Origin of the sequence: Sphingomonas sp. PL20, assembly GCF_017875905.1 — a bacterium.
GTDB classification, from domain to species: domain Bacteria; phylum Pseudomonadota; class Alphaproteobacteria; order Sphingomonadales; family Sphingomonadaceae; genus Sphingomonas; species Sphingomonas echinoides.
Map to the genome: position 1 here is coordinate 442,526 of NZ_JAGINH010000002.1, position 24,640 is coordinate 467,165.

The window sequence follows — 24,640 nt, forward strand, 5'->3', positions numbered from 1 at the left end:
GTAACGTCATCCCGCTCTAGCGTTGGGCGTGGGGCCGGTACTGATCGCAATCGTCGCGATTTTGCGCGCGGCATTCCTTATATTGCCGCTTCAACTCCCGCCCTTCGCGCGCTTCCTGCTTGCGCATCTTGCGGCCGTAATTGCGGTCGGCTTCGGACTGGCTCGTCGTGGTCCAGTCGACCACCTTGCTGGTGGCGCGCACGGGCAGGGTGGCGACATTGACCGCCGTCTTGGCAAGGCATCCGCCGGCAAGCAGCGGAAGCAAGGCGACGACGGCGATCACGGATTTGCGCATTACTGGCCTTTCGCCTTGGCGCGCTGGGCGTTGCGCGCGTCCACCCCGATATAGGCGAAATCGGTAAAGAAGCCATCGATGCCGAGATTGAGGAAGCGCGTGATTTCCTCGGCCAGCTTGCCGTGCGCGACCGGATCGGTGCCGACGCGCAGCGAGGGCGGCAGGAACAGGTTTTCCGCGCGGAAGGTCCAGGGGTGGAGCCGCAGCCCTGCCGCGTGCGCGTCCGCCACCAGCGTCGACGGGGCGGCATCGCCGCGCTGGATCATGTCCTTGTTAGGGCCGATGCCATAAGCATAAGCGGCGACAGCCTTCAGTCCGTCTGGCGTTGCCATCGCGGCGTAGCTGGGCGCGGCCTTGTCGGCGGGGGCACCGGCACCGTCCATCAATTGGATCAGGCGCAGGCCGGTCATGCTGTGGAGCTGCTTGAGGTTGTTGACCTCGAACGACTGGATGAACACCGGGTCGCTCGGCTTGGACCAGCCCGCCGCGTTCAACTGCGCGACGAGGCGCGCTTCCATCGGATGGCCGATGCTGGCGAAATAGGTCGGGTGCTTGGTCTCGGGATAGATGCCGACGACGCGGCCGCCGACCGAATGCTTCTTGGCGAGCGCGATCACCTCGGCCAGCGTCGGCACTTCGAACTGGCCATCATATTTGGCGTTGTCGGGGCGGACCTTGGGCAACCGCTCGATCGCGCGCAGCGTCTTCAACTCGGCGAGCGTGAAATCCTCGGTAAACCAGCCGGTATGGGTTTCGCCGTCGATCACCTTGGTGGTGCGGCGCGCGGCGAATTCGGGATGCTTGGCGACATCGGTGGTGCCGGTAATGTCATTCTCATGGCGCGCGACGAACACGTCGTCCTTGGTCAGCACCAGATCGGGCTCGATGAAATCGGCACCCTGTTCGATCGCCAGCGTATAAGAGGCGATGGTGTGTTCGGGACGCAGCCCGCTCGCGCCGCGATGCGCGATGACGATGGGGGAGGAGAGCGGCTTCACCGGCACAGTCTGCGCCATCGCGCCGCCCGATACCAGCAGCAGCGCCGCCATACCGGCTATTCGCGTGCGCGCGATCCCTTTAAGAAGGGCGGGCGTGCGCCGATATACGGAAACCAAAGCGTTCATAATCGTTACCCCAAGCTCAACGGGAGGCGAGCCTCAATGCATTTCACCATCAACGGCGCGACCCATTCGGTCGAGCCTGACATCCGTGCCTCGCTGCTCGATGTGCTGCGCGAGCATCTCGGGCTGACGGGAACGAAGAAGGGCTGTGACCATGGCCAGTGCGGTGCGTGCACGGTGCTGGTCAACGGTCGACGGATCAATGCGTGTCTCACTTTGGCGGTGATGCATCAGGATGATGACATTCTGACGATAGAGGGACTTGGCCGCGCAGAGGATTTGCATCCGCTGCAGGCCGCCTTCATCAAGCATGATGGATATCAATGCGGCTATTGCACGCCGGGGCAGATCTGTTCGGCGGTTGGGATGCTCGATGAGGTAGCCAAGGGCTGGCCGAGCCATGTCAGTGCCGATCTGGAAACGGTCACGCTCGATGGTCGCGAAATCTCGGAGCGGATGAGCGGCAATCTGTGTCGCTGCTCGGCCTATCCCAATATCGTCGATGCCATTGCCGAAGTCGCGGGGGCGGAGCGCGCATGAAGACCTTCACCTATAGCCGCGCCGAGAGCCCCGAAGCTGCGGTCGCCGCCGGTGGTCGTTTCATTGCGGGCGGCACCAATTTGCTCGATCTGATGAAGCTGCAGATCGAGACGCCCGAGAAACTGGTCGACATCAGCCGGCTCGATCTCGCGCGGCTTGAGCGGCGCGGCGATGGCGGGCTGACGATCGGGGCGCTGGTGCCCAATAGCGACCTGGCTGCTGATCCCCAAGTGATCGCCGATTATCCGGTGCTGAGCCGCGCTTTGCTCGCCGGGGCATCGGGGCAATTGCGCAACAAGGCGACCACTGGCGGCAATCTGCTCCAGCGCACGCGCTGCCCATATTTTTACGACACGGCGATGGCGTGCAACAAGCGTGACCACGGCGCGGGCTGTTCGGCGATGGACGGGTTCAACCGCAACCTCGCGGTGCTGGGCACGAGTGCGCAGTGCATCGCGACCAACCCGAGCGACATGGCGGTGGCGCTGCGCGCGCTGGATGCGACGATCGTCACGCTCACTGCGGATGGCGACAAGCGCCGCATCGCGATCGGTGATTTCTATCGCTTGCCGGGGGATACGCCGCACATCGAGACGGTGCTTCGACCGGGCGAACTCATCACTCATGTAGAACTGCCCGCGCCGCCTGCCGGGGTGCACGCCTATCGCAAGGTGCGCGACCGCGCGTCTTATGCGTTCGCGTTGGTGTCGGTGGCGGGGGTGGTTGCGGTTGCGGAGGGGAAGATCGCCTCCGCCGCATTGGCCTTTGGCGGACTGGCACCCATGCCGTGGCGCGATGCAGCGGTCGAGGCGGCACTGGTCGGGCAGGTGCCGAGCGACGCGGTTTTTGCGGCAGCGGCGGATGCGCTGCTGGCGGGTGCCAAGGGCCACGGCGCGAACGATTTCAAGATCCCGCTCGCGCGCCGGACGCTGATCGCGACGCTGCGTACGCTGACAGGAGGTGTCGCATGAGCGACTTCACGATGAATGCCGATCATCCCGGCCTTGCGATGGATCGCGGGGTGCAGGGCGTGCTCGGCGCGGGGCTCGACCGTAGCGAAGGTGCGCTCAAGGTCAGCGGCACGGCGCGGTACGGCTATGAACATCTGGTCGAAGGTGAGGTGGCCTATGGCTATCTGATCACTGCGCCTGCCGCCAAGGGCAAGGTGACGGGCATCGATACCGACGCCGCGCGGGCACTGCCCGACGTGCTCGACATCATCGTCGATGATCCGCGCATTCCGCGCCAGGCGGCGGCGTTTGGCCCTGCCCATACAGGCAATGACGAGATCGACCATTGGGACCAGGTCGTCGGCGTTGCGGTGGCGACCAGTTTCGAGGCGGCGCGCGCGGCGGCGAAGGCGGTGCGCGTGCATGTCGCGATCGAACCCGGCCATTTCGACACGATGGCCGACATCGACAAAGCGAGCGGCCCGCCCAAGGATTCGCGCCTCCAGGACATTGCCAAGGGCGATATCGATGCCGCCATGGCGCAGGCGGCGGTGACGATCGACCAGATCTATGCCACGCCCAACCACGTCCATGCCGCGATGGAGCCGCATGCTTCGGTCGCGATCTGGGATGGCGATTCGCTGACGCTGCATTCCAGCCTCCAGATCCTGAAGGTCGCGCGGCCCGTGCTGGCCAAATCGCTGGGCGTCGCCGACGACAAGGTCCGCATCCTGTCGCCCTATATTGGCGGCGGCTTCGGCGGAAAGATGCTGGGGCCGGATGCGGTGCTCGCCGCCATCGCCGCGCAGAAATTGGGGCGACCGGTCAAGATCGCGATGGCGCGCCGCCAATTGTTCCACAATGTCTATCGCCGCACCGATACCAACCAGCGCATTCGTCTCGCCGCCACCGAAGACGGCAAGTTGCTCGCGGTCGGGCATGACAATGTGGTGAGCCAGGGCCCTGATGGCGGTTTCATGGAGCCGGTCGCCTTGGGCTCGATCTCGCTTTACGATGCGCCGGTCCGGCATTTCAGCCACAAGGTGGTCACGCTCGATATGGTGATGGCGGGCGCGGTGCGTGCGCCGGGCGAGGCGGTCGGTACGCTCGCGCTCGAAACCGCGATGGACGAAATGGCTGAGGCGCTGGGCCGCGACCCGATCGACTTCCGCAAGCTCAATGAGCCCAAGGTCGATCCGATGACGGGCGCGCCGTTTTCGACGCGCAGACTCGTCGCCTGCCTCGATCGCGGGGCGGAGGCGTTTGGCTGGGCCAAGCGGTCGGCGCAGCCGGGACAAGTGCGCGAGGGCGAGTGGCTGATCGGCATGGGCGTGTCGGCGGCGGTGCGGATCAATCTGCTGGTCGATTCGGAAGCGCGCGTGACGCTGTCGCCCGATGGCCGCGCGCGGATCGAGACCGACATGACCGATATCGGCACGGGCAGCTATACGATCCTCGCGCAGATTGCGGGTGAGGCGCTGGGGCTGCCGATGGAGCGGATCGACGTGATCCTGGGCGATACCGATTTGCCGCCGGGTGCCGGCTCGGGCGGGTCGTTCGGTGCGGCGAGCGCGGGCTCCTCGGTCGCGCTGGCGTGCGAGGATATCGTTGCGACGCTGGCGGAGCGGATGGGGGCCAAGGCGCAGGACATGACGTTGAAGGACGGCCATGCGGTTGCGGGCAACCGGCGCGTGCCGCTTGCCGAACTCGTCGGTGATGCGCCGCTGGTGGCGATGGGCAAGATTTCGCAAGGCTCCAACGCGCGCACCTTCAGCCAGGCGGCTCATGGCGCGCAATTCGCCGAAGTCGCGGTGAATGCCGTCACCGGCGAAGTGCGCGTGCGGCGGATGCTCGGCGTGTTCGAGGCGGGGCGCATCCTCAACGCCAAATTGGCGCGCAGCCAGGCGATTGGCGGGATGATCTGGGGCATTGGCTATGCGCTGATGGAGGAAGCGGTGCTCGACCAGCGCCACGGCCAGTTCGTCAACCAGGATCTGGGCGAATATCATGTGCCGAGCCATGCCGACGTGCCGCCGCTCGACGTGCTGTTCCTCGAAGAGATCGACACCCATGCCAACCCGATCGGGGTGAAGGGGCTGGGCGAATTGTCGATTTCGGGCGCGGGCGCGGCGGTGACCAACGCGATCTACAATGCCTGCGGCGTGCGCGTGCGCGATTTTCCGCTCACGCTCGACAAGATTCTGGCCGGTTTGCCGGAGATGTAAATCCTCCCCGTGCCGGGGAGGATTTAGGAGACGATGATGGCCGATAACGATTCCGTGCTGAACGCCGCCGCGCAGTGGAAGGGCGCGCCGCTGGCGCTCGCCACGGTGGTTTCGACCTGGGGGTCCGCCCCGCGCCCGCGCGGCAGCCATATGATCGTGCACGCCGATGGCCGGTTCGAAGGCTCGGTATCGGGCGGCTGCGTCGAGAGCGACATCTTGGCGACCGCTGCCGAGGTGATTGCGGGCGCGCCGTTCCAGTTGAAGAGTTACGGCGTGGCTGATGCCGCGGCCTGGGAAGTCGGTCTGCCATGCGGGGGTGAGATTTCGGTGCTCGTGCAGCCGGTATCGGCCGAGGGCTTCGACCCCGAACTGTTCGACCGCATCGCCGAGGCGCAGGCGAGCGGCAAGGCGCTGGCGGTGTCGACCGATCTCGCCAGCGGGCAAAGCTCGCTGCGCCCGCTGGAGGGCGCGGCGTTCGTCAATCGCTACGATCCGCCAAGGCGGCTGTTGATCGTCGGCGCGGTGCAGATCGCGCAGGCGCTGTCCGGTCTCGCGCGGCAATTGGGCATCCAGGTGACGATCATCGATCCGCGCGCGCGTTTCCTGACCGAGGAGCGTTTCCCCGGCGTCACGCTCGACGATCGCTGGCCCGATGAAGCGATCGCGGCGCTCGATCCCGGCCCGGCGAGCGCGGTGGTAACGCTCAGCCACGACACCAAGATCGACGATCCCGCGCTGATCGCGGCGCTGGCGCGGCCAACCGCCTATGTCGGCGCGCTCGGTTCGCGCCGCAGCCATGCCGCGCGGCGGGAGCGTTTGGCGGCGGCGGGCGTTGCAGAGACGGACATCGATCGCATCGATGCGCCGGTCGGGCTCGATATCGGTGCGATCGGTCCCGCCGAAATCGCGCTGTCGATCGCGGCGGCTATGGTAGGAGCGTTCAACCGGAAGGATTGAAGCGATGATCGCGGTCGAAGAGTGCGTGCTGATTCTGCTCGCCGCCGGGCGATCGCGCCGGTTCGGCGACGCCGATAAATTGCAGGAACTTTTTCTGGGCAAGCCGCTGGCCTATCATGTGGTCACCGCCTTGGAGGATATGCCGTTCAAGGCGCGGCTGGTGGTGTGTTCTGGCACCGGGCTCGATTTCGCCAGCCGGGGCTATGTCGTGCTCCACAATCACAATCCGGATGACGGCATGTCGGGATCGGTCAAGCTGGGTGTCGCGGCGGCCCGAGAGATCGGCTGCGCGGCGGTCGTCATTGCGCTGGCCGACATGCCGCGCGTGACCGCGACGCACATCCATCGCTTGCTTGAGGCGGCGAATGGCCCCGATGCAGTAGTCGCGTCGAGCAACGGTATCCACAGCAGCCCGCCTGCTGTCTTCGGGGTCGATCAGTTCGAGGCGCTGATGATGCTGTCCGGCGACGAAGGCGGGCGCGCGATGGTGCGCGCCGGGCGGCATGTGATCGCACCCGAAGCCGAATTGCTCGATATCGACCGGCCCGAGGATCTCGAACGGTTGCGCGCGCTGCGCTGACTTAGCGCACGTAGCTCGCGCCGTTCACGTCGAGCACCGCGCCGGTCATCGATGGCGGTGCGTCGAGCGCGAGGAAGCGGGCGACCTCGGCCACTTCCTCGGGACTGGCGACGCGGCCGAGCGGAATGTCGGCGAGCAATTTGTCCCCGCCGCGACTCTCCAGATAGTCTTCGGCCATGCCGGTCATGGTGAAGCCCGGGCACACCGCAAAGGCGAGAATGCCGTCCTTGGCATAGCCGCGCGCGATGCTCTTGGTCATCGCGACCATGCCCGCCTTGGATGCAGCATAATGCCAATGCTGCGGCGAATCGCCGCGATAGGCGGCACGGCTGGCGATGTTGACGATCCGACCGCCAGTCCCACGGTCCTGCCAATGCAGCACTGCGAGGCGGCACAGTTCGGCGGCAGCGGTCAGATTGATGCGCATCGTGCGCTCCCATTCCGCCACCCAGGGGGCGTCGTCGCGCGTGATCGGATTGGCCTCGAACACCCCGGCATTGTTGATCAGCACGTCGATCCGCCCGCCCTGCGCCGCGAGCGCCGCATCCCACAGCGCGCGCGGAGCCGCCGGATCGGCAAAGTCGGCCGGGATGCCGCTTGCGGTCCCTTGACCGATCACGGTTGCTCCAACGGCCTGGAGCGCGGTCAGGGTGGCGGCACCGATGCCGCGCGAGGAGCCGGTGAGGAGAATATGGGTCATGCGCGCGGTGTAGCGGGCGATCGCGGTCGCCGCCATATCGCTCGACGGTGATGGTGAGCGGTCAGGCCGCGACGCTGGCCGAGAAGGTGTCGGCGGCACGCTTCAAGCCACCGAGCCGGTCGTCGACCTCGCCGAAATCGTGTTCGAGCGTTTCGATTTCCCCCGCAACGCTTTCGGTGTCCTCGCGGATCGCGGTGATGGTGTTGGACATCGAATCCGCAGCAAGCGCGGTTTCGTCGACAGCGGCGGTGATGGCGGTGACGGTCTGCGCCTGTGCCTCCATCGCGTAGCGGATGCGGTTGGCGCTTTCCTGCACCTCGGCCACGGTCGATTTGATCGAGGCGTTGGTCGCGACCGTCGAGCGCGTGGCGGATTGGATTGCGGCGATCTTGGCGGCAATGTCGTCGGTCGCGCGCGCGGTCTGGCTGGCGAGGCTCTTCACTTCCTGCGCGACCACGGCAAAGCCGCGCCCGGCGTCTCCGGCGCGGGCCGCCTCGATCGTGGCGTTGAGCGCGAGCAAATTGGTCTGCCCGGCAATGTCGCGAATGAGGCCAAGGATCGATTCGATCGACTTGGCGTGGTCGCTCAGCGTTTCCGACATGCCGACGGCGGCCCCCGCCTGAGTCGAGGCGCGGGTGGCGATTTCTGCGGCGGCTTCGACTTCGGTGCGCGCATCCTCGATCGCGCGGATCAGCCCGGCGGCGGTCTGCGCCGCTTCGCGCATCGCCATCGCCGATTGTTCGGCGGCGGCGGCGACTTCGCTGGTCTTGCCCAGCATTCCGCGCGCCGATCGCGCAGCGCCCTGCGCCTGAATGCGGATGCGATTGCCGAGCGCGGCGGTGCCCTCGATCGACCCGGCGATGGTCGCGCTGAACGCGCTTGACCGCGTGCGGCGCTCGTCGCGGGCCCGCTCGGCATCGCGCGCGCCGAGATGCGATGCCATCACATCGGCCTCGACCAGCCCAAGTCGCTGCACGCAATCCGCCAGCACCCGCAACCGGGGGGACCCCATCCCGAGCTTCGCCTCGATCCGTTCGAGAGTACGGCTATGCGCGAAGCTCAACGAGGTCAGCAGCGCTGGCAGTGGAATATTGGCCTTTTGCGAATCGGTGGCGTGGCGGATCGCCATGCGCATCCAATCGTCGTCCAGCGGGGCGGCGTATTTCGCGCGGGTATATTTGGCGCTGTGCGCCACGCGCGCGGACAGATAGTCGGGCGTGAAGAACCCCCGGATATGCGCCGTTTGCGGCAGCGAGAGATAATACTCCCAGAAAGCGCGCGCGATTTCGCCCTCATGGCCGACAATGGCCTCTGCGATTTCGGTGGAGGCCGCGGCGACGCTGCCATCCCAATCATAATCCGCGACGCGCGCGGCGGCGGTGCGGCTTACGCCACTCCAACCACCGGCGGTCGCGCCCTCGGGCGTCCCGCTTCCAGCCATGTCAGGTCCTCTCCAGGGCTCATGCAGCGACTTTTGCGACGAATTCGCTTGCGCTGTTCTTGAGCATGCCAAGTTTCGTATCGAGCGAATCGAAGCCGCGCCCGACGCGGTCGATCTCGGAGGCAACGCTTTCGGTGTCCTCGCGGATCGCGGTGATGGTGTTGGACATCGAATCGGCGGCAAGCGCGGTTTCATCGACGGCAGCGGTGATGGCGGTGACGGTCTGCGCCTGTGCTTCCATGGCGTAACGGATGCGGTTGGCGCTCTCCTGGACTTCCGAAACGGTCGCCTTGATCGAGGCGTTGGTCTCGACCGTGGAGCGCGTGGCGGACTGGATCGCGGCGATCTTGGCGGCGATGTCGTCGGTCGCGCGTGCGGTCTGGTTGGCGAGGCTCTTCACTTCCTGCGCAACGACGGCAAAGCCGCGCCCGGCATCGCCCGCACGCGCCGCTTCGATCGTGGCGTTGAGCGCGAGGAGATTGGTCTGCCCGGCAATGTCGCGAATGAGCCCGAGAATCGATTCGATCGACTTGGCGTGGTCGCTCAGCGTTTCCGACATGCCGACCGCAGCCCCGGCTTGAGTCGAGGCGCGCGTGGCGATTTCTGCGGCGGCTTCGACTTCGGTGCGCGCATCCTCGATCGCGCGAATCAGCCCGGCGGCGGTCTGCGCGGCTTCGCGCATCGCCATCGCCGATTGTTCGGCAGCGGCGGCGACTTCGCTGGTCTTACCCAGCATCCCGCGCGCCGAGGTCGAGGTTTTGACCGATTGGCCGCGCAGCACTTCCGATTCCTGCGTTGCCTGTTCGACCGTGGCCGCGATCCCCTCGCGGAAATCGATCGCCAGCCGGTCGCGTTCGCCGCGCGCGGTGTGGGCCCGGAAGGCGTTATAGATTTCCACGGTAATCTCGGCTTCCAGGCCGGTCAGCCGCATCACGGTGTCGATAAAGCTCGGCAAGCGCGGATCGTCCGACTTTACCCGCTTGAACAGAATTTCAAGGGCGGCGCGGTCGCTGGCGCAGGTCATCGACAGCAACGCCATGGTCGAGACGCCAGCCTTGTAGCCCGAGGCGACCGAGCGCTCCATCGATTCGACCCACAAGCGACCCGACACGTCACAGAAGCGGTGGCGCAAATAGGTGACGCCCAGTTCCACCATCTTGGCTTCTTCATGCGGTTGCCAGCTTTGCGCGCCCGGGCTGGCGCGACGCCACTGCGCCCAGAAAGCAAGCGCGATGTCCGCCGCATCGGGTTCCAGCACCGTCCACACGTCGCGCGCAGCGCTTTCCAGCGTGGCGTCGGAATCGAACGCGCGCAGCCGCGCCCGAATGTCGATCGTCGCAGCAACCGTGCCGGGCGCGGGCAATTCATTGACGGTCAAGGCGAAAACTCCGTGTTTGGCAGGACCGATGAAGCGGACGGTCCGACACGTGGCGTAGCGCGATTTGGTTAACGGGCTGTAACCGCAACGCGTGTGGCGGCCTGCTTGCAGCGTTTGCATGTGCACAGGCCCCCACACACCTTGCATCGCGCGCTTCGGTGTCTAAGAGGGCACACCTGTATCAGACCGTAGATTTCGACCCATCCATCGACGAGGACGTTCCGCCTTGGCCAGTTCTGCTCCCCGCGCCCGCCCGCTCAGCCCGCATCTGTCGATCTGGAAACCCGGGCCGCACATGATTGTCTCGATTCTGCATCGTATCACTGGCGACGGCATGGCGACGGTCGGGACGGTGGTGCTGGTGTGGTGGCTGGCGGCTTTGGCCGCTGGTGCGAAAAGCTATGCGACCTTCACCTTCGTGTTCGGCGGGTTTGCCGGCGGGGCGATCGGGTATCTGTTCGGCATCGGCTTGACGCTGTGCTTCTTCCAGCATCTCGCCACCGGCATCCGCCATTTCGTGCTCGACACGGGGGCCGGCTATGAACTGAAGGGCAACCGCACCGGGTCGATCGCGACGATGGTGTTCTCGGTCCTGGCGACCGCGGCCTTTTGGGCCTATTTGCTGATGGTGAAATAAGATGGGCAATGGAACCGAACTCGGCCGCGTACGCGGTCTCGGCAGCGCCAAGGAAGGCGCGCATCACTGGTGGGCGCAGCGCGTCACCGCAGCGGCCAACCTGTTCCTGATGGTCTGGTTCTTCGTCGCGATCGCGCGGATGCCGGCTTATGATTACGACACCGCCCGCGACTGGCTGCAATCGCCGTGGGCGGCGATTCCGATGGGCTTGCTGATCGTGTCGGTCTTCTACCATTTCCGACTCGGCCTGCAGGTGCTGATCGAGGATTATGTCCACGGCGCAGCACGCGTCTTGTGGTTGCTGGTCCTCAACTTCTTCACCTTCGGCACCGCCGCCATCGCCCTTTTCGCGATCCTCAAGGTCGCCTTCACCGTCACCACCGGAGCGCCGCATGCCTGAGGCATATAAGATCATCGACCACACCTATGACACGGTTGTCGTGGGTGCCGGGGGCTCGGGCCTGCGCGCGACGATGGGCAGCGCCGAGGCGGGGCTGAAGACCGCGTGCATCACCAAGGTGTTCCCGACGCGCAGCCACACGGTGGCAGCGCAGGGCGGCATCGCCGCCAGCCTCGGCAATATGGGCCCGGACCATTGGACCTGGCACATGTACGACACCGTCAAGGGCTCCGACTGGCTCGGCGACCAGGACGCGATCGAATATATGGTCCGCGAGGCACCGCAGGCGGTGTATGAGCTGGAACATGCCGGTGTGCCGTTCAGCCGCACCAACGAAGGCAAAATCTATCAGCGCCCGTTCGGCGGCATGATGCAGAATATGGGCGAAGGCCCGCCCGCGCAGCGCACCTGCGCCGCCGCCGACCGTACCGGCCACGCGATGCTGCACGCTTTGTATCAGCAGAGCCTGAAATATGATGCGGACTTCTACATCGAATATTTCGCGCTCGACCTGATCATGGAAAACGGCGTGTGCCGGGGCGTGATCGCTCTGTGCATGGATGACGGGTCGATCCACCGCTTCCGCAGCCATGCGGTCGTGCTGGCGACGGGCGGCTATGGCCGTACCTATTTCTCGGCGACCTCGGCGCACACCTGCACCGGCGACGGCGGCGGGATGGTGCTGCGCGCCGGGCTGCCGCTGCAGGACATGGAATTCGTGCAATTCCACCCGACCGGCATTTACGGCGCAGGCGTGCTGATCACCGAGGGCGCACGCGGCGAGGGCGGGTATCTCACCAACTCCGAGGGCGAGCGCTTCATGGAGCGCTATGCGCCGAGCGCCAAGGATCTCGCCAGCCGCGACGTCGTGTCGCGCTCGATGGCGATGGAAATCCGCGAGGGGCGCGGCGTCGGCAAGGAGAAGGACCATATCTTCCTTCACCTCGACCATATCGACCCCAAGGTGCTGGCCGAGCGGCTGCCCGGCATCACCGAGACCGGCAAGATCTTCGCCGGCGTCGACCTGACCCGCCAGCCGCTGCCGGTCACGCCGACGGTGCATTACAATATGGGCGGCATCCCCTGTAACTTCCACGGCGAAGTCGTGCAGTTGAAGGATGGGAACCCCGACAGCGTCGTGCCGGGCCTGTTCGCGGTCGGCGAGGCGGCGTGCGTCTCGGTGCATGGCGCGAACCGGCTGGGCTCGAACAGCCTGATCGATCTCGTGGTGTTCGGCCGCGCGACCGGCCTGCGCCTGAAGGACACGCTCAAGCCCAACACGCCGCATGGGCCGCTGCCCAAGGGGTCGGAAGAGCTGGCGCTTGGCCGTCTCGACCATTTCCGCAACGCCAAGGGCGGCTCGCCGACCGCGGCGATCCGGCTGGAGATGCAGCGCACGATGCAGAAGAATTGCGCGGTGTTCCGTGACAATGCGCTGCTCAGCGAAGGCGTCGAGAAGATCGGTGCGACCTACAGCCGCCTGGCCGATGTCGATGTGCAGGATCGCTCGTTGATCTGGAACACCGATCTGGTCGAGACGCTCGAACTCGACAATCTGCTGGCGCAGGCGGTGGTGACGATGAACTCGGCGGCCAACCGCAAGGAAAGCCGCGGCGCACACGTCAACGAAGATCATCCCGATCGCGATGACGTCAATTGGATGAAGCACACCACCGCGACCTTCACCGGTTGGGGCGGCAAGGACGGCACGGTCGATCTCGGCTTCCGCCCGGTGCACGACTACACGCTCACCGACGACATCGAATACATCAAGCCCAAGAAGCGCGTTTACTGATCGCGCGTCCCGGCCCTCCATTTTCAGGGGAGGGCCGGGAAGTTGCTTTCGCGCCGGAACTCCCGCGCGCGTCGGAGGTTTGCGCGCACATGTCCCAGCCCCGCTATCCCCTGCTCGCCAACCCGCACATCCGCCTGTCGGGTCCCGTCGACCAGATGATGTATGCAAACTTCCGCCAGCAGCTCGAGCAATGTCCGGGTGAAGGCACGCTCGTCATCGCGCTGACCACGCTGGGGGGCGATCCCGAAGTCGCGCGGACGATGGCCGACGACATCCGCTTGCTCGAAGACCATGACGGGCGCGAGATTTTGTTCCTGGGCAAGGTCGCGGTCTATTCGGCGGGCGCGACCTTCATGGCGGCGTTTCCGGTCAATCGCCGTTTCCTGACGCGCCATACCCGGCTGATGATCCATGAGCGGACGATCACCAAGACGCTCAACCTCAACGGCCCGCTGCGCATGGTCGTCGCCTCGATCAAGGCGGCGTTGCACGAGGTCGAGCATTCGATCCTGATCGAGGAAGAGGGCTTTCGCGACATCGTGACCGGCAGCCGCGTCGATTTCGAGGAATTGCGCGAAAAGGCCCCGTCCAACTGGTATATCGAGGCGGAGGAGGCGCGGTCGCTTGGTCTGGTGCTCGATGTGATCTGAGCGTCACCGCTCGCGGAACGCACAGCGAAGACGGGCCCCTCCGTTGGAAGGGGCCCGTGTCCGTCAGATGAAGGCACCACCGGCGACGTCGATCGTCGTGCCCGTGATAAACGAGGCTTCGTCGCTCGCCAGGAACGATGCGACCGAGGCGACCTCTTCGGGGCGACCATAGCGACCGAGAACGATCATCGGCATCATCCCCGCAGAGAATTCGCCATCGGCCGGGTTGAGGTCCGTGTCGATCGGCCCGGGCTGGATCACGTTGACGAGGATCCCGCGCGGGCCCAAGTCCCGTGCCCATCCGCGGGCGAACGCGACCACCGCCGCCTTGGTCCCGGCATAGACTGCGGTGCCGGGGAAGCCGGCCTTGTCGCCCGATACGCTGCCGACGATAATGATGCGGCCGCCATCGGCAATCAACGGGACTGCGGCGCGCGTTCCCGCGAAAACGCCGCCGACGTTGACGCCGAAGGTGCGGTTGTAATTCTCGGACGTGTCGGCGTCGATCGTCGCGAAGGTGGCGACGCCCGCGTTGTGGACAAGGATGTCGAGACCACCGAGCGCAGTGACCGCCTCCTGTATCGCCGACTCGACTGCGGCCGGATCGGCGGCGTCGGCAAGGATCGCCTTGCCGGTCCGCCCGTGCGCGGTGATTGCGGCGACGGTGGCCTCTGCGGCGGCCTGATTGCCGGCATAGGTGATGACGACATCGGCACCGTCCGCCGCCAGCCGCTTGGCGATCGCCGCGCCGATACCGCGCGAGCCACCGGTGACGATGGCCTTCTTACCCGTGAGATCCATGCTGTTCGCTCCTGTGCCCGCGATCACGACGTGTGCGCTGTCGGCCGGTTCACATCTGGTACCGACGTGCAATAGTTCAATGGTTCCGAACTATGAAATCGACAAAATGTGCCTATCTGGGGTTTGTGGCAAGCTTCGTGCATCCTAATCTCGACGACGTCAGTCTGGCGGTGGCGCTTCACGCGCTGGCCGACCCGGCGAGGCTGGCGATGGTCGCAGCGCTTGACGCGAACGTCACGCTCAACTGCTCGTCCACCATCAGGTGTGGCGCGATTCCGAAGAGCACGCTGTCCAATCATCTGCGCATCCTGCGCGGCGCAGGGCTGATCGAGACGCGCTCGGTCGGGCGGGAGATGCATAACACGCTGCGTCGCGCCGATTTCGAACGCCGCTTCCCCGGTTTGCTGTGCGCGGTGCTCGCCAATCGACCGGACGATGCGCCATAGCGGGGTTGCGCTGCATCCGCAAAAGGCATAGCCGCAGCGCAACACGCGATCTGCCAAAGGACCAGAGGGCATGGCCGAATTCTCTCTTCCCGCCAATTCGAAGATCAAGCCGAAGGGCAAGGTGCACAAAGCCGCTGCCGAAGCGTCGCGGATCAAAAATTTCAAAGTCTACCGCTACGATCCCGATGCCGGCGAAAACCCGCATTACGACACGTTCGAGGTTGATCTCGATTCGTGCGGGCCGATGGTGCTCGATGCGCTGATCAAGATGAAGTCCGAGCAGGATTCGTCGCTGACCTTCCGCCGCTCGTGCCGCGAAGGCATTTGCGGGTCGTGCGCGATGAACATCGATGGCACCAACACGCTCGCCTGCACCAAGGCGATCGAGGACGTGAAGGGCGAGGTGCGCATCACGCCGCTGCCGCACATGGAAGTGATCAAGGACCTCGTCCCCGATTTCACGCATTTCTACGCGCAGTACAGCTCGATCAAGCCGTGGCTGCAGACCGTCACACCGCCGCCTTCGGGCAAGGAGCGGCTGCAGTCGCCGGAAGACCGCGAGAAGCTCGATGGCCTGTACGAATGCATCCTGTGTGCCTGCTGCTCGACCTCGTGCCCGAGCTATTGGTGGAATTCGGACAAGTTCCTGGGCCCCGCGATCCTGTTGCAAGCCTATCGCTGGCTGGCCGACAGCCGCGACGAAATGACCGGTGAGCGGCTTGACGATCTGGAGGATCCGTTCCGCCTGTATCGCTGCCACACGATCATGAACTGCGCGAACGTCTGCCCCAAGGGCCTGAACCCGGCCAAGGCGATTGCCGAGATCAAGAAGCTGGAAGTCGAACGGATCGTTTGATGGTTCTCCCTCTCCCACCGGGAGAGGGAAGGGGCCCGCGCCCTCGGCGCGGGAAGGGTGAGGGCGACGTTGGCGATAGTGTGCGTCACCTCATCCGGCGCTTCGCGCCACCTTCGCCCAAAGGGAGAAGGATTTACCGCAACGTCGCCCGGTGACTGCACTGCCGCGGGGTGCCCGTACGAGGCGCTAAGCCATGACCGACATCCTCAAACGCTACGCCGCGCTGCTTGCCTCGGGCGAGCTCAAGCCCGATCCGGAGCAAGCCGCCGCCGCCCAGCGCCTCGCCGATCTCGCGACCGCGCTGCAAGCCACCCCGAAGCGCGGTTCCACCTTATGGCGCGCGCTCGGTCGCAAGCCCGCGCCGCCGCGCGGGTTATATCTGTGGGGCGGGGTCGGGCGCGGCAAATCGATGCTGATGGACCTGTTCTACACCAGCCTCGACATCCGCCGGAAACGGCGCGTCCATTTCGCCGAATTCATGCTGGAGGTGCACCAGCGCCTCGCGATCGAGCGCGCCAAGGAGCAGGGCGATCCGATCCCCGGCCTCGCCCATGTGCTAGCCGAGGAAGCGCGGCTGCTCGCCTTTGACGAGATGATGGTGACCAACAGCCCCGATGCGATGATCCTGTCGCGGCTGTTCACGCACTTGCTCGAGGAGGGCGTGACGGTGGTGACCACCTCCAACCGCCCGCCGGTCGATCTCTACAAGAACGGTCTCAACCGCGAGCATTTCCTGCCCTTCATCGCGCTGATCGAATCGCGGCTCGACGTGATCGCGCTCAACGGCCCGACCGATTATCGGCGCGACCGGCTGGGGCAGGTCAATACCTGGCTGGTGCCCAACGGCCCCGAGGCGACGCGCATCCTATCGGGCGATTTTTTCCGCCTGACCGATTTCCCGGTCGAGGATCGCGCGCACGTGCCGTCCGAGGATCTGATTGTGCAAGGCCGCACGCTGCATGTGCCCAAGGCACTGAAAGGCGTCGCGGTGTTCAGCTTCAAGCGCCTGTGCGCCGAAGCACGCGGTCCGGCCGATTATATTGCGATCGCCCGGCGCTTTCACACGGTGATTCTGGTCGGCATTCCCAAATTAGGGCCGGAAAACCGCAACGAAGCGGCGCGCTTCGTCGCCCTGATCGACGCCTTGTACGAGCAGAAGGTCAAATTGCTCGCCGCCGCCGACGCCGAACCGGCGCAGCTCTATGAGAGCGGCGACGGGCGCTTCGAGTTCGACCGCACGATCAGCCGCCTGGAAGAGATGCGTTCGGAAACCTATCTCGCGCAGGGGCATGGCGCGGACTGAACCCGCTTAACAGCGCCGCACCGGCGCGTTACAGTGCGGAGCTGCCCCTGGGGACCCAAGCCCATGCTCGTCACCACTACCGAGACTGTCCCCGGCCACACCGTGCGCGAGACGCTCGGTCAGGTCTTCGGCGTCGTCGTGCGCAGCCGCGGGATTGGCGGCAACATCACCGCCAGCCTGCGCTCGATCGTCGGTGGCGAAATCCCTGAATATACAAGGCTGGTGGAAGATACGCGCCGCCATGCGATCGACCGGATGGTGGCCAACGCCACGCTGATGGGCGCGAACGCGGTGGTGATGATGCGCTTCGACTCGGGCGAGATCGCGCAGGCGATGAACGAGGTCGTCGCCTACGGCACCGCCGTGCTGCTTGATCCCGCGCCCGAGTGAGGCCCCGGCAATGATGCTGCGCACCTTCGTGCTGGTCGCCGCCGCCTTGTTTTTGACAGCGGCGCTGATTGGCGTGGTGCTGGATCCGGGGACGTGGCCGACGGTCCTTGCCGCCGGGCTGCTGGCGGGCGGCATTGCGTTTGAGCGCGTGCGCTACGGCGCGGTGCAGCGCGCGCCCGAAGGGCCCGACTGGCGCGAGACATCGGAGCGTTTCATCGACGATGTCTCGGGCAAGCCGGTGTCGGTATGGTTCGATGCGAAGACCGGTGAGCGGCGGTACGTGGCAATGGAGCAGCCGGATGCGGAATAATTGCACTTGCGAACCATGTGCAATAGGCCTTGACAAAGGCGTTGTGTTTCGGGTTGCCCCGCAGGGAAAACCGGCCTAAGCCGCGCGCGTTCAGGCCGAACGCGGCCGAGACAGGTCGGCCGCACGCGGCCACAGCGAAGAAGGACATTCGATGGCTCGCAAGAAGATCGCGCTGATCGGCGCCGGCAACATCGGCGGCACGCTCGCCCATCTCGCAGCACTGAAGGGTCTGGGCGATGTCGTCCTGTTCGACGTGGTCGAAGGTGTGCCGCAGGGCAAGGCGCTCGATCTCAGCCAGTGCTCGCCGGTCGAGGGCTTCGATGCCAAGATCACCGGCACCAATGATTACAAGGACATCGCAGGCGCGGACGTGATCATCGTCACCGCCGGTGTCGCGCGCAAGCCCGGCATGAGCCGCGACGATCTGCTCGGCATCAACCTCAAGGTGATGAAGGCCGTCGGTGAGGGTATCGCCGCCAACGCGCCCGACGCCTTCGTGATCTGCATCACCAACCCGCTTGATGCGATGGTGTGGGCGCTGCGCGAATTTTCGGGTCTGCCGCACAATAAGGTGGTCGGCATGGCCGGTGTGCTCGATTCGGCGCGCTTCAGCCACTTCCTCGCCGAGGAATTCCAGGTGTCGGTCAAGGATGTCACCAGCTTCGTGCTTGGCGGGCACGGCGACACGATGGTCCCGGTGATCCAATATTCGGCGGTTTCGGGCATCCCGGTGCCGGATCTGATCGCAATGGGCCGTTCGACCCAGGAAAAGATCGACGCGATCGTCAAGCGCACGCGCGGCGGCGGCGGCGAGATCGTTGCTTTGCTCAAGACCGGTTCGGCGTATTATGCGCCCGCCACCAGCGGCATCGCGATGGCCGAGGCGTATCTCTATGACCAGAAGCGCGTGCTGCCGGCTGCGGCGCACCTCACCGGCCAATATGGCATCGACAATCTCTATGTCGGCGTGCCGGTGGTGATCGGTGCAGGCGGCGTCGAGCAGGTGGTTGAGATCGCGCTGGATGATGAAGCCAAGGGCAACCTCGCTGTGTCGGTCGACGCGGTCAAGGAACTGCTGGTGGCGTGCAAGGCGATCGATTCGAGCTTGAACTAAAGGGGTAGGCACCACCCCGGCGAACGCCGGGGCCCAGTCGTGGAAGGCTGGCTGTGAACGGGCACGCTTATGTCTACATCATGGCCAGTCAGCGCAACGGCACGATTTATCTGGGTTCGACGATAAATCTCGCCAAGCGCGCCTGGGAGCATCGCAACGGACTCGTTGACGGGTTCACAAAGCGGTACGGGTGCAAACTTCTCGTTTGGTACGAAGCCCGAGCCGATTGGGAAGATGCAAGGCAGCGCGAGCTGCAGATGAAGGAATGGAAGCGGCGCTGGAAAGTCGACGAGATCGAAGGGCTCAACCCGGATTGGGAAGATCTCTACGACCGGATCGCGCAGCCATGAGCCGAATCGCAACTGGGCCCCGGCGTTCGCCGGGGTGGAATTGAACGAAGAGCAGGACCCTTATGAGCATCCTCGTCGACAAGAACACCAAGGTCATCACCCAGGGCATGACCGGGGAGACCGGCAGCTTCCACACCAAGGCGGCGCTGGAATATGGCACGCAGATGGTTGGCGGCGTTACCCCCGGCAAGGGCGGCACGACGCACCTCGATCTGCCGGTGTATGACACCGTGGCCGAGGCGGTTGCCAAGACCGGCGCGACCGCGTCCGTCATCTACGTTCCGCCCCCCTTCGCCGCCGACTCGATCCTCGAGGCGATCGACGCGCAGGTTCCGCTGATCGTCACCATCACCGAGGGTATTCCGGTGCTCGACATGGTGCGCGTGAAGCGCGCGCTGTCGGGGTCCAAGTCGCGGCTGATCGGCCCGAACTGCCCGGGCGTGCTGACGCCAGGCGAATGTAAGATCGGCATCATGCCCGGCAGCATTTTCCGTCAGGGTTCGGTCGGGGTTGTCAGCCGTTCGGGCACGCTTACCTACGAAGCGGTGTTCCAGACGTCGAACGCAGGTCTCGGTCAGACGACTGCGGTCGGCATTGGCGGCGATCCGGTCAACGGCACCAACTTCATCGACGTGCTCGAGCTGTTTCTCGCCGACGAGGCGACCAAGTCGATCATCATGATCGGCGAGATCGGCGGCTCGGCCGAAGAAGAAGCGGCGCAGTTCCTGATCGATGAAGCCAAGCGCGGCCGCAAAAAGCCGATGGCGGGCTTTATTGCAGGCCGCACGGCGCCTCCGGGCCGCCGCATGGGCCATGCCGGTGCTATAGTAAGTGGCGGGCAGGGCGGTGCCGAAGACAAGATCGCGGCGATGGAAGCTGCCGGGATCCGCGTCGCGGACTCGCCCAGCGAGCTTGGCACCACCTTGTTGGCGGTGTTGAACGGTTAAACAAAAACCTTCTCCCGGTGGGAGAAGGTGGCCCGTCAGGGCCGGATGAGGGTGACGGGCACGGTGCCCGATGTCACCCTCACCCTCCCACCCGCTTCGCGGGCGGGCCCCTCCCTCTCCCGGTGGGAGAGGGGCAGTATGAGGTGACCTATGGGCTTCGAAGGCCAGGATTTCGCGGATGTGGCGGGCAGCGTAAGCCCCGCTTTTATCGAATCGCTGTATGCACGTTTCAAGACGTCGCCCGACAGTGTCGAGCCCTCCTGGCGGTCCTGGTTCGAAGGGCTGGAAGGCAGCGCGGGCAGCGCCTCGTGGCAGCAGCCCAATTGGCCGCTCTCCTCGACCGATGACCTGACCTCGGCGCTCGACCCGACCCAGATGGAGCCCGCGCCCAAGCCGTCCAAGGGCAAGCCTGCCGCTGCCGCCGCACCCGCCGCGCCATCGCAAGACGCGATCCTGCGCGCCGCGAGCGACTCGATCCGCGCGATGCTGCTGATCCGCACCTATCGCGTGCGCGGCCATCTGGCCGCCAATCTCGATCCGCTCGGCCTGTCCAAGCGTGAGATGCCCGATGATCTGAAGACCGAATATCACGGCTTTTCCGACGCCGATATCGATCGTCCGGTCTATCTCGGCGGCACGATGGGGCTGCAATGGGCCACGGTGCGCGAGCTCGTCGATATCCTGCGTGCCAATTACTGCGGCAATGTCGGCCTTGAATATATGCACATCGCCGATGTCGAGGAGCGCCGCTTCCTGCAGGAGCGCATGGAAGGCAAGGACAAGGCGATCGAGTTTACCGATCTCGGCAAGAAGGCGATCCTCAACAAGGTGATCGAAGCCGAGCAGTGGGAACGCTTCTGCGGCAAGAAATATGTCGGGACCAAGCGTTTCGGGCTCGACGGCGGCGAGAGCATGATCCCGGCACTCGAATCGGTCATCAAATATGGCGGCCAGTTCGGCGTGCGTGAGATCGTGTTCGGCATGGCGCATCGCGGCCGCCTGAACGTGCTGACCAACGTGATGGCCAAGCCGTTCCGCATCATCTTCCACGAATTTGGCGGCGGGTCGGACAATCCCGATGACGTCGCCGGGTCGGGTGACGTGAAGTACCACCTCGGCACCTCGACCGACCGCGAGTTTGACGGGATCAGCGTGCATATGTCGCTGGTCGCCAACCCGTCGCACCTGGAAGCCGAAGATCCGGTCGTGCTCGGCAAGACCCGCGCGATCCAGACCATCGCCAACGACCTGACCGAGCATAAGGCGTCGCTCCCCGTGCTGATCCACGGCGATGCGGCGTTTGCGGGCCAGGGCATCGTGTGGGAGTGCCTCGGCTTCTCCGGCATCCGTGGCTACAATACTGGCGGCTGCATCCACTTCGTCATTAACAACCAGATCGGCTTCACGACCAGCCCGCAATATGCGCGCAGCTCGCCTTATCCGAGCGATGTCGCCAAGGGTGTGCAGGCCCCGATCTTCCACGTCAACGGCGATGACCCCGAAGCGGTGACCTTCGCCACCAAGATGGCGATCGAGTTCCGCCAGCGCTTCCACCGCGACATCGTGATCGACATGTGGTGCTATCGCCGGTTCGGGCATAACGAAGGCGACGAGCCGGGCTTCACCCAGCCGCTGATGTACAAGGCGATCAAGGATCACCCGCCGGTCAGCGAAATCTACGGCCAGAAGCTGATCGCGCAGAAGGTGATCGACCGCGCCTGGATCGACGACAATATCCAACAGTTCACCACGCTGCTCGAGGGCGAGTTCGAGGCAGGGGCGAGCTACAAGCCCAATAAGGCCGACTGGTTCGCCGGGCGCTGGTCGGGGCTGCACGCACCCGCCGATGCCGAGACTGCGCGGCGCAACGTCAACACCGGCATCGAGCAGAAACTGTTCGATTCGCTTGGCCGCACGCTGACGACGATCCCCGACGGGCTGACCGTCCACAAGACGCTCAACCGCGTGCTCGATGCCAAGCGCGAGATGTTCAAGTCGGGCCGCAATTTCGACTGGGCGACCGGCGAGGCGCTGGCGTTCGGGTCGCTGCTGTCGGAAGGCTATGGCGTGCGTCTGTCGGGCCAGGATTCGGGCCGCGGCACCTTCTCGCAGCGGCATGCGGTGTGGGTCGACCAGACCGACGAGCATAAGTATCGTCCGCTCGAGACGATCCCGCACGGCCGCTTCGAAGTGCTCGACAGCCCCTTGAGCGAATATGGCGTGCTCGGCTTCGAATATGGCTATGCGCTTGCCGACCCCAAGACGCTGGTGATGTGGGAGGCGCAGTTCGGCGACTTCATGAACGGCGCGCAGATCATGATCGACCAGTTCATCGCGAGCGGTGAGGCCAAGTGGCTGCGCGCAAACGGCTTGGTGATGCTGCTGCCGCACGGTTATGAAGGGCAGGGGCCTGAGCATAGCTCGGCACGCGTCGAGCGCTTCCTGCAATTGTGCGCACAGGACAATATGCAGGTCGCCAATTGCACCACGCCGGCCAACTATTTCCACTTGCTGCGTCGGCAAATGCACCGTTCGTTCCGCAAGCCGCTGGTGATCTTCACGCCCAAGTCGCTGCTGCGTCACAAGCTCGCGGTTTCGCAGACCGAGGACTTCCTCGGCGACAGCCACTTCATGCGCATCCTCAGCGACCCTTCCGCTCCGGCGGATGTCGATGTGAAGCGCCTGGTCCTGTGCACCGGCAAGGTCGCTTATGACCTGATCGAAGCGCGCGATGCGGCTGGCGATACCAACACCGCGATCGTCCGGGTCGAACAGCTGTATCCCTTCCCGGGCGAGCCGCTGGTTGAGCGTCTGAAGAAGATGCCCAATCTCGAGACGGTCGTCTGGGCGCAGGAAGAGCCGAAGAATAACGGTGCGTGGAGCTTCGTCGATCCGTTCATCGAGGAGTGTCTGGTCGAAGCAGGCGTGCGCTCGACGCGCGCGCGCTATGCCGGGCGGGCCGCTTCGGCTTCGCCAGCCACCGGGCTGATGAAGCGCCACCAGACCGAGCAGGCGGCGCTCGTCGCCGATGCGCTGGGGCACAGCGTTCGCGAAGAAATTCGGCGGACGCGTAAGGTTTGATGGAGTGTCTCGCTACCACCCCGGCGAAAGCCGGGGCCCAGTAGCGGGAGGTAGGTAATTTCGCGCGGCGCTTGATGATCGAGCGTTGCGCAACTGGGCCCCGGCCTCCGCCGGGGTGGAAAAAGAGGCGGATATGGCAACCGAAGTCACAGTACCGGTACTCGGCGAATCGATCACCGAAGCGACGCTTGGCGAATGGCTCAAGCAGCCGGGCGACAAGGTCGCGGTCGACGAGCCGATCGCGAGCCTCGAAACCGACAAGGTTTCGGTCGAAGTCCCCTCGCCGGTGGCGGGCGTGATGGGCCAGCATGCGGTGCAGGTCGGCGATACCGTGCTCGTCGGCGCGATGATCGCGACGATCGAGGCGGGTGACGGCGCGCCTGCGGTTACGGCCGCGCCACAACCGGCCGTGCTCGAATCTCCGGCGGCGACCGCCGGGCAGCAGGCCCCGGCCGCGCCGAGCGATACCCCCGCCGCGCTCAGCCCGTCGGTGCGCCGCGCGGTGCTGGAACACGGTGTCGATCCCGCGACCGTCAAGGGCACCGGCAAGGACGGCCGCCTGACCAAGGACGATGTCGTTGCCGCCGCCGCAACGCCCGCTGCAGCCCCGGCGCCGAGCGAGCCGCTGCCGGTTGCCGCCTCGGTCGCTGCCGCTACGGGCCGCAAGGAAGAGCGCGTGCGCATGACGCGCCTGCGCCAGACGATCGCCAAGCGCCTGAAGGAAGCGCAGAACACCGCCGCCTTGCTGACGACGTTTAACGACGTCGACATGAGTGCTGTGATCGCGGCTCGGGCCAAATATAAGGATCTGTTCGAGAAGAAGCATGGCGTCCGCCTTGGCTTCATGGGCTTCTTCGTGAAGGCCGCGTGCCTCGCGCTGAAGGACATCCCCAGCGTCAACGCCTCGATCGAGGGCGATGAGATTGTCTATCACGATTATGCCGACATCTCGGTCGCGGTGTCGTCGCCGGGCGGGCTCGTCGTGCCGGTGGTGCGCGATGCCGACCAGATGTCGGTCGCTGAAGTCGAAAAGACGATCGGCGATTTCGGCAAGCGCGCCAAGGACGGCACGCTCAAGATGGACGAGATGAAGGGCGGCACCTTCACCATCTCGAACGGCGGCGTGTTCGGCTCGCTGATGTCGACCCCGATCATCAACCCGCCGCAGGCCGCCGTGCTCGGCCTGCACCGCATCGAGGACCGCCCGGTCGTCGTCAACGGCGAGATCGTGATCCGCCCGATGATGTATCTGGCGCTCAGCTACGATCACCGTTTGATCGATGGTCGCGAAGCGGTGACGTTCCTCGTCGCGCTGAAAAATGCTATCGAGGATCCGACCCGGATTTTGATCGACCTGTAAAAGGGCATGTGGC

The 24,640-nt window shown here is 65.1% G+C and carries 25 protein-coding genes; 19 read left to right on the top strand and 6 right to left on the bottom strand.

The genetic code is table 11. The features are described from left to right. Positions 1 to 16 precede the first annotated feature (16 nt). Positions 17 to 295, bottom strand: a complete 279-nt coding sequence (locus H4W01_RS02200; protein ID WP_209609721.1) for a hypothetical protein — start codon at positions 293 to 295, stop codon at positions 17 to 19. After that, complete coding sequence (locus H4W01_RS02205; RefSeq protein WP_209609722.1) at positions 295 to 1,344, bottom strand: glycerophosphodiester phosphodiesterase; 1,050 nt, start codon at positions 1,342 to 1,344, stop codon at positions 295 to 297. The genes H4W01_RS02200 and H4W01_RS02205 overlap by 1 nt, the downstream gene beginning before the upstream one ends. A 111-nt stretch (positions 1,345 to 1,455) precedes the next feature. Here H4W01_RS02205 and H4W01_RS02210 point away from each other — a divergent pair, with 111 nt between their 5' ends. From H4W01_RS02210 to H4W01_RS02230, 5 genes are read left to right on the top strand one after another with little or no spacing between them, the layout of a single operon-like run. Further along, on the top strand, positions 1,456 to 1,956 hold the full coding sequence (locus tag H4W01_RS02210; protein WP_209609723.1) for a 2Fe-2S iron-sulfur cluster-binding protein: 501 nt from the start codon (positions 1,456 to 1,458) through the stop codon (positions 1,954 to 1,956). Continuing rightward, the gene (locus H4W01_RS02215) at positions 1,953 to 2,927 is read left to right on the top strand and encodes an FAD binding domain-containing protein (protein WP_209609724.1); all 975 of its coding nucleotides are present in this window, start codon (positions 1,953 to 1,955) and stop codon (positions 2,925 to 2,927) included. Before H4W01_RS02210 ends, H4W01_RS02215 begins: the two co-directional genes overlap by 4 nt. Continuing rightward, the gene (locus H4W01_RS02220) at positions 2,924 to 5,131 is read left to right on the top strand and encodes a xanthine dehydrogenase family protein molybdopterin-binding subunit (protein ID WP_209609725.1); all 2,208 of its coding nucleotides are present in this window, start codon (positions 2,924 to 2,926) and stop codon (positions 5,129 to 5,131) included. Before H4W01_RS02215 ends, H4W01_RS02220 begins: the two co-directional genes overlap by 4 nt. Positions 5,132 to 5,167: 36 nt before the next feature. Further along, on the top strand, positions 5,168 to 6,088 hold the full coding sequence (locus tag H4W01_RS02225) for an XdhC family protein (protein ID WP_209609726.1): 921 nt from the start codon (positions 5,168 to 5,170) through the stop codon (positions 6,086 to 6,088). Positions 6,089 to 6,092: 4 nt separating this feature from the next. Beyond that, entirely contained in the window at positions 6,093 to 6,668 is a 576-nt protein-coding gene (locus H4W01_RS02230) for a nucleotidyltransferase family protein (protein ID WP_209609727.1), read from the top strand. Between the two features lies 1 nt (position 6,669). Here the strand turns inward: H4W01_RS02230 and H4W01_RS02235 are convergent, their stop codons facing one another. The 3 genes from H4W01_RS02235 to H4W01_RS02245 form a co-directional block, all read right to left on the bottom strand. Then, a complete protein-coding gene (locus H4W01_RS02235; protein WP_209613214.1) occupies positions 6,670 to 7,368 on the bottom strand; it encodes an SDR family NAD(P)-dependent oxidoreductase in 699 nt (232 codons plus the stop codon). A 61-nt stretch (positions 7,369 to 7,429) separates the two neighbouring features. Next, complete coding sequence (locus tag H4W01_RS02240) at positions 7,430 to 8,809, bottom strand: methyl-accepting chemotaxis protein (protein WP_209609728.1); 1,380 nt, start codon at positions 8,807 to 8,809, stop codon at positions 7,430 to 7,432. A 19-nt stretch (positions 8,810 to 8,828) separates the two neighbouring features. Further along, positions 8,829 to 10,172 (bottom strand): methyl-accepting chemotaxis protein, encoded by a 1,344-nt coding sequence (locus tag H4W01_RS02245; RefSeq protein ID WP_029622943.1) that lies wholly within the window; start codon positions 10,170 to 10,172, stop codon positions 8,829 to 8,831. Positions 10,173 to 10,413: 241 nt separating this feature from the next. Between H4W01_RS02245 and sdhC the strand changes: the two genes are divergently transcribed. The 4 genes from sdhC to H4W01_RS02265 all read left to right on the top strand — a co-directional run bounded on the left by sdhC (position 10,414) and on the right by H4W01_RS02265 (position 13,669). Continuing rightward, positions 10,414 to 10,824 carry a succinate dehydrogenase, cytochrome b556 subunit gene (gene sdhC / locus H4W01_RS02250; protein ID WP_083834118.1) on the top strand — a complete coding sequence of 137 codons (411 nt, stop codon included), beginning with the start codon at positions 10,414 to 10,416 and terminating at the stop codon, positions 10,822 to 10,824. A gap of 1 nt (position 10,825) precedes the next feature. After that, positions 10,826 to 11,224, top strand: a complete 399-nt coding sequence (gene sdhD, locus H4W01_RS02255) for a succinate dehydrogenase, hydrophobic membrane anchor protein (RefSeq protein WP_209609729.1) — start codon at positions 10,826 to 10,828, stop codon at positions 11,222 to 11,224. Continuing rightward, complete coding sequence (sdhA, locus tag H4W01_RS02260) at positions 11,217 to 13,019, top strand: succinate dehydrogenase flavoprotein subunit (protein ID WP_010407029.1); 1,803 nt, start codon at positions 11,217 to 11,219, stop codon at positions 13,017 to 13,019. The genes sdhD and sdhA overlap by 8 nt, the downstream gene beginning before the upstream one ends. A gap of 89 nt (positions 13,020 to 13,108) precedes the next feature. Further along, a complete protein-coding gene (locus H4W01_RS02265; protein ID WP_209609730.1) occupies positions 13,109 to 13,669 on the top strand; it encodes an ATP-dependent Clp protease proteolytic subunit in 561 nt (186 codons plus the stop codon). A gap of 63 nt (positions 13,670 to 13,732) precedes the next feature. On the opposite strand, the gene H4W01_RS02270 is transcribed toward H4W01_RS02265, so the two are convergent. After that, on the bottom strand, positions 13,733 to 14,470 hold the full coding sequence (locus H4W01_RS02270) for an SDR family NAD(P)-dependent oxidoreductase (RefSeq protein WP_209609731.1): 738 nt from the start codon (positions 14,468 to 14,470) through the stop codon (positions 13,733 to 13,735). A 92-nt stretch (positions 14,471 to 14,562) separates the two neighbouring features. Here H4W01_RS02270 and H4W01_RS02275 point away from each other — a divergent pair, with 92 nt between their 5' ends. The 10 genes from H4W01_RS02275 (at position 14,563) to odhB (ending at position 24,627) form a co-directional block, all read left to right on the top strand. Then, complete coding sequence (locus tag H4W01_RS02275) at positions 14,563 to 14,916, top strand: ArsR/SmtB family transcription factor (RefSeq protein ID WP_209609732.1); 354 nt, start codon at positions 14,563 to 14,565, stop codon at positions 14,914 to 14,916. Between the two features lie 70 nt (positions 14,917 to 14,986). Then, entirely contained in the window at positions 14,987 to 15,772 is a 786-nt protein-coding gene (locus H4W01_RS02280) for a succinate dehydrogenase iron-sulfur subunit (protein WP_209609733.1), read from the top strand. A gap of 193 nt (positions 15,773 to 15,965) precedes the next feature. Then, on the top strand, positions 15,966 to 17,075 hold the full coding sequence (zapE, locus tag H4W01_RS02285; protein ID WP_209609734.1) for a cell division protein ZapE: 1,110 nt from the start codon (positions 15,966 to 15,968) through the stop codon (positions 17,073 to 17,075). 63 nt (positions 17,076 to 17,138) lie between these two features. Beyond that, positions 17,139 to 17,465 carry a YbjQ family protein gene (locus H4W01_RS02290; RefSeq protein ID WP_209609735.1) on the top strand — a complete coding sequence of 109 codons (327 nt, stop codon included), beginning with the start codon at positions 17,139 to 17,141 and terminating at the stop codon, positions 17,463 to 17,465. A gap of 10 nt (positions 17,466 to 17,475) precedes the next feature. Further along, entirely contained in the window at positions 17,476 to 17,775 is a 300-nt protein-coding gene (locus H4W01_RS02295; RefSeq protein WP_209609736.1) for a hypothetical protein, read from the top strand. Positions 17,776 to 17,926: 151 nt separating this feature from the next. Beyond that, the gene (gene mdh, locus H4W01_RS02300; protein WP_209609737.1) at positions 17,927 to 18,889 is read left to right on the top strand and encodes a malate dehydrogenase; all 963 of its coding nucleotides are present in this window, start codon (positions 17,927 to 17,929) and stop codon (positions 18,887 to 18,889) included. 53 nt (positions 18,890 to 18,942) lie between these two features. Beyond that, positions 18,943 to 19,239, top strand: a complete 297-nt coding sequence (locus tag H4W01_RS02305; protein WP_010407049.1) for a GIY-YIG nuclease family protein — start codon at positions 18,943 to 18,945, stop codon at positions 19,237 to 19,239. Positions 19,240 to 19,301: 62 nt separating this feature from the next. After that, entirely contained in the window at positions 19,302 to 20,186 is an 885-nt protein-coding gene (sucD, locus tag H4W01_RS02310) for a succinate--CoA ligase subunit alpha (protein WP_209609738.1), read from the top strand. 150 nt (positions 20,187 to 20,336) lie between these two features. Then, positions 20,337 to 23,267, top strand: coding sequence for a 2-oxoglutarate dehydrogenase E1 component (locus H4W01_RS02315; RefSeq protein ID WP_209609739.1), 2,931 nt, complete (start codon positions 20,337 to 20,339; stop codon positions 23,265 to 23,267). A gap of 133 nt (positions 23,268 to 23,400) precedes the next feature. After that, entirely contained in the window at positions 23,401 to 24,627 is a 1,227-nt protein-coding gene (gene odhB, locus H4W01_RS02320; RefSeq protein WP_209609740.1) for a 2-oxoglutarate dehydrogenase complex dihydrolipoyllysine-residue succinyltransferase, read from the top strand. Positions 24,628 to 24,640: the final 13 nt, after the last annotated feature.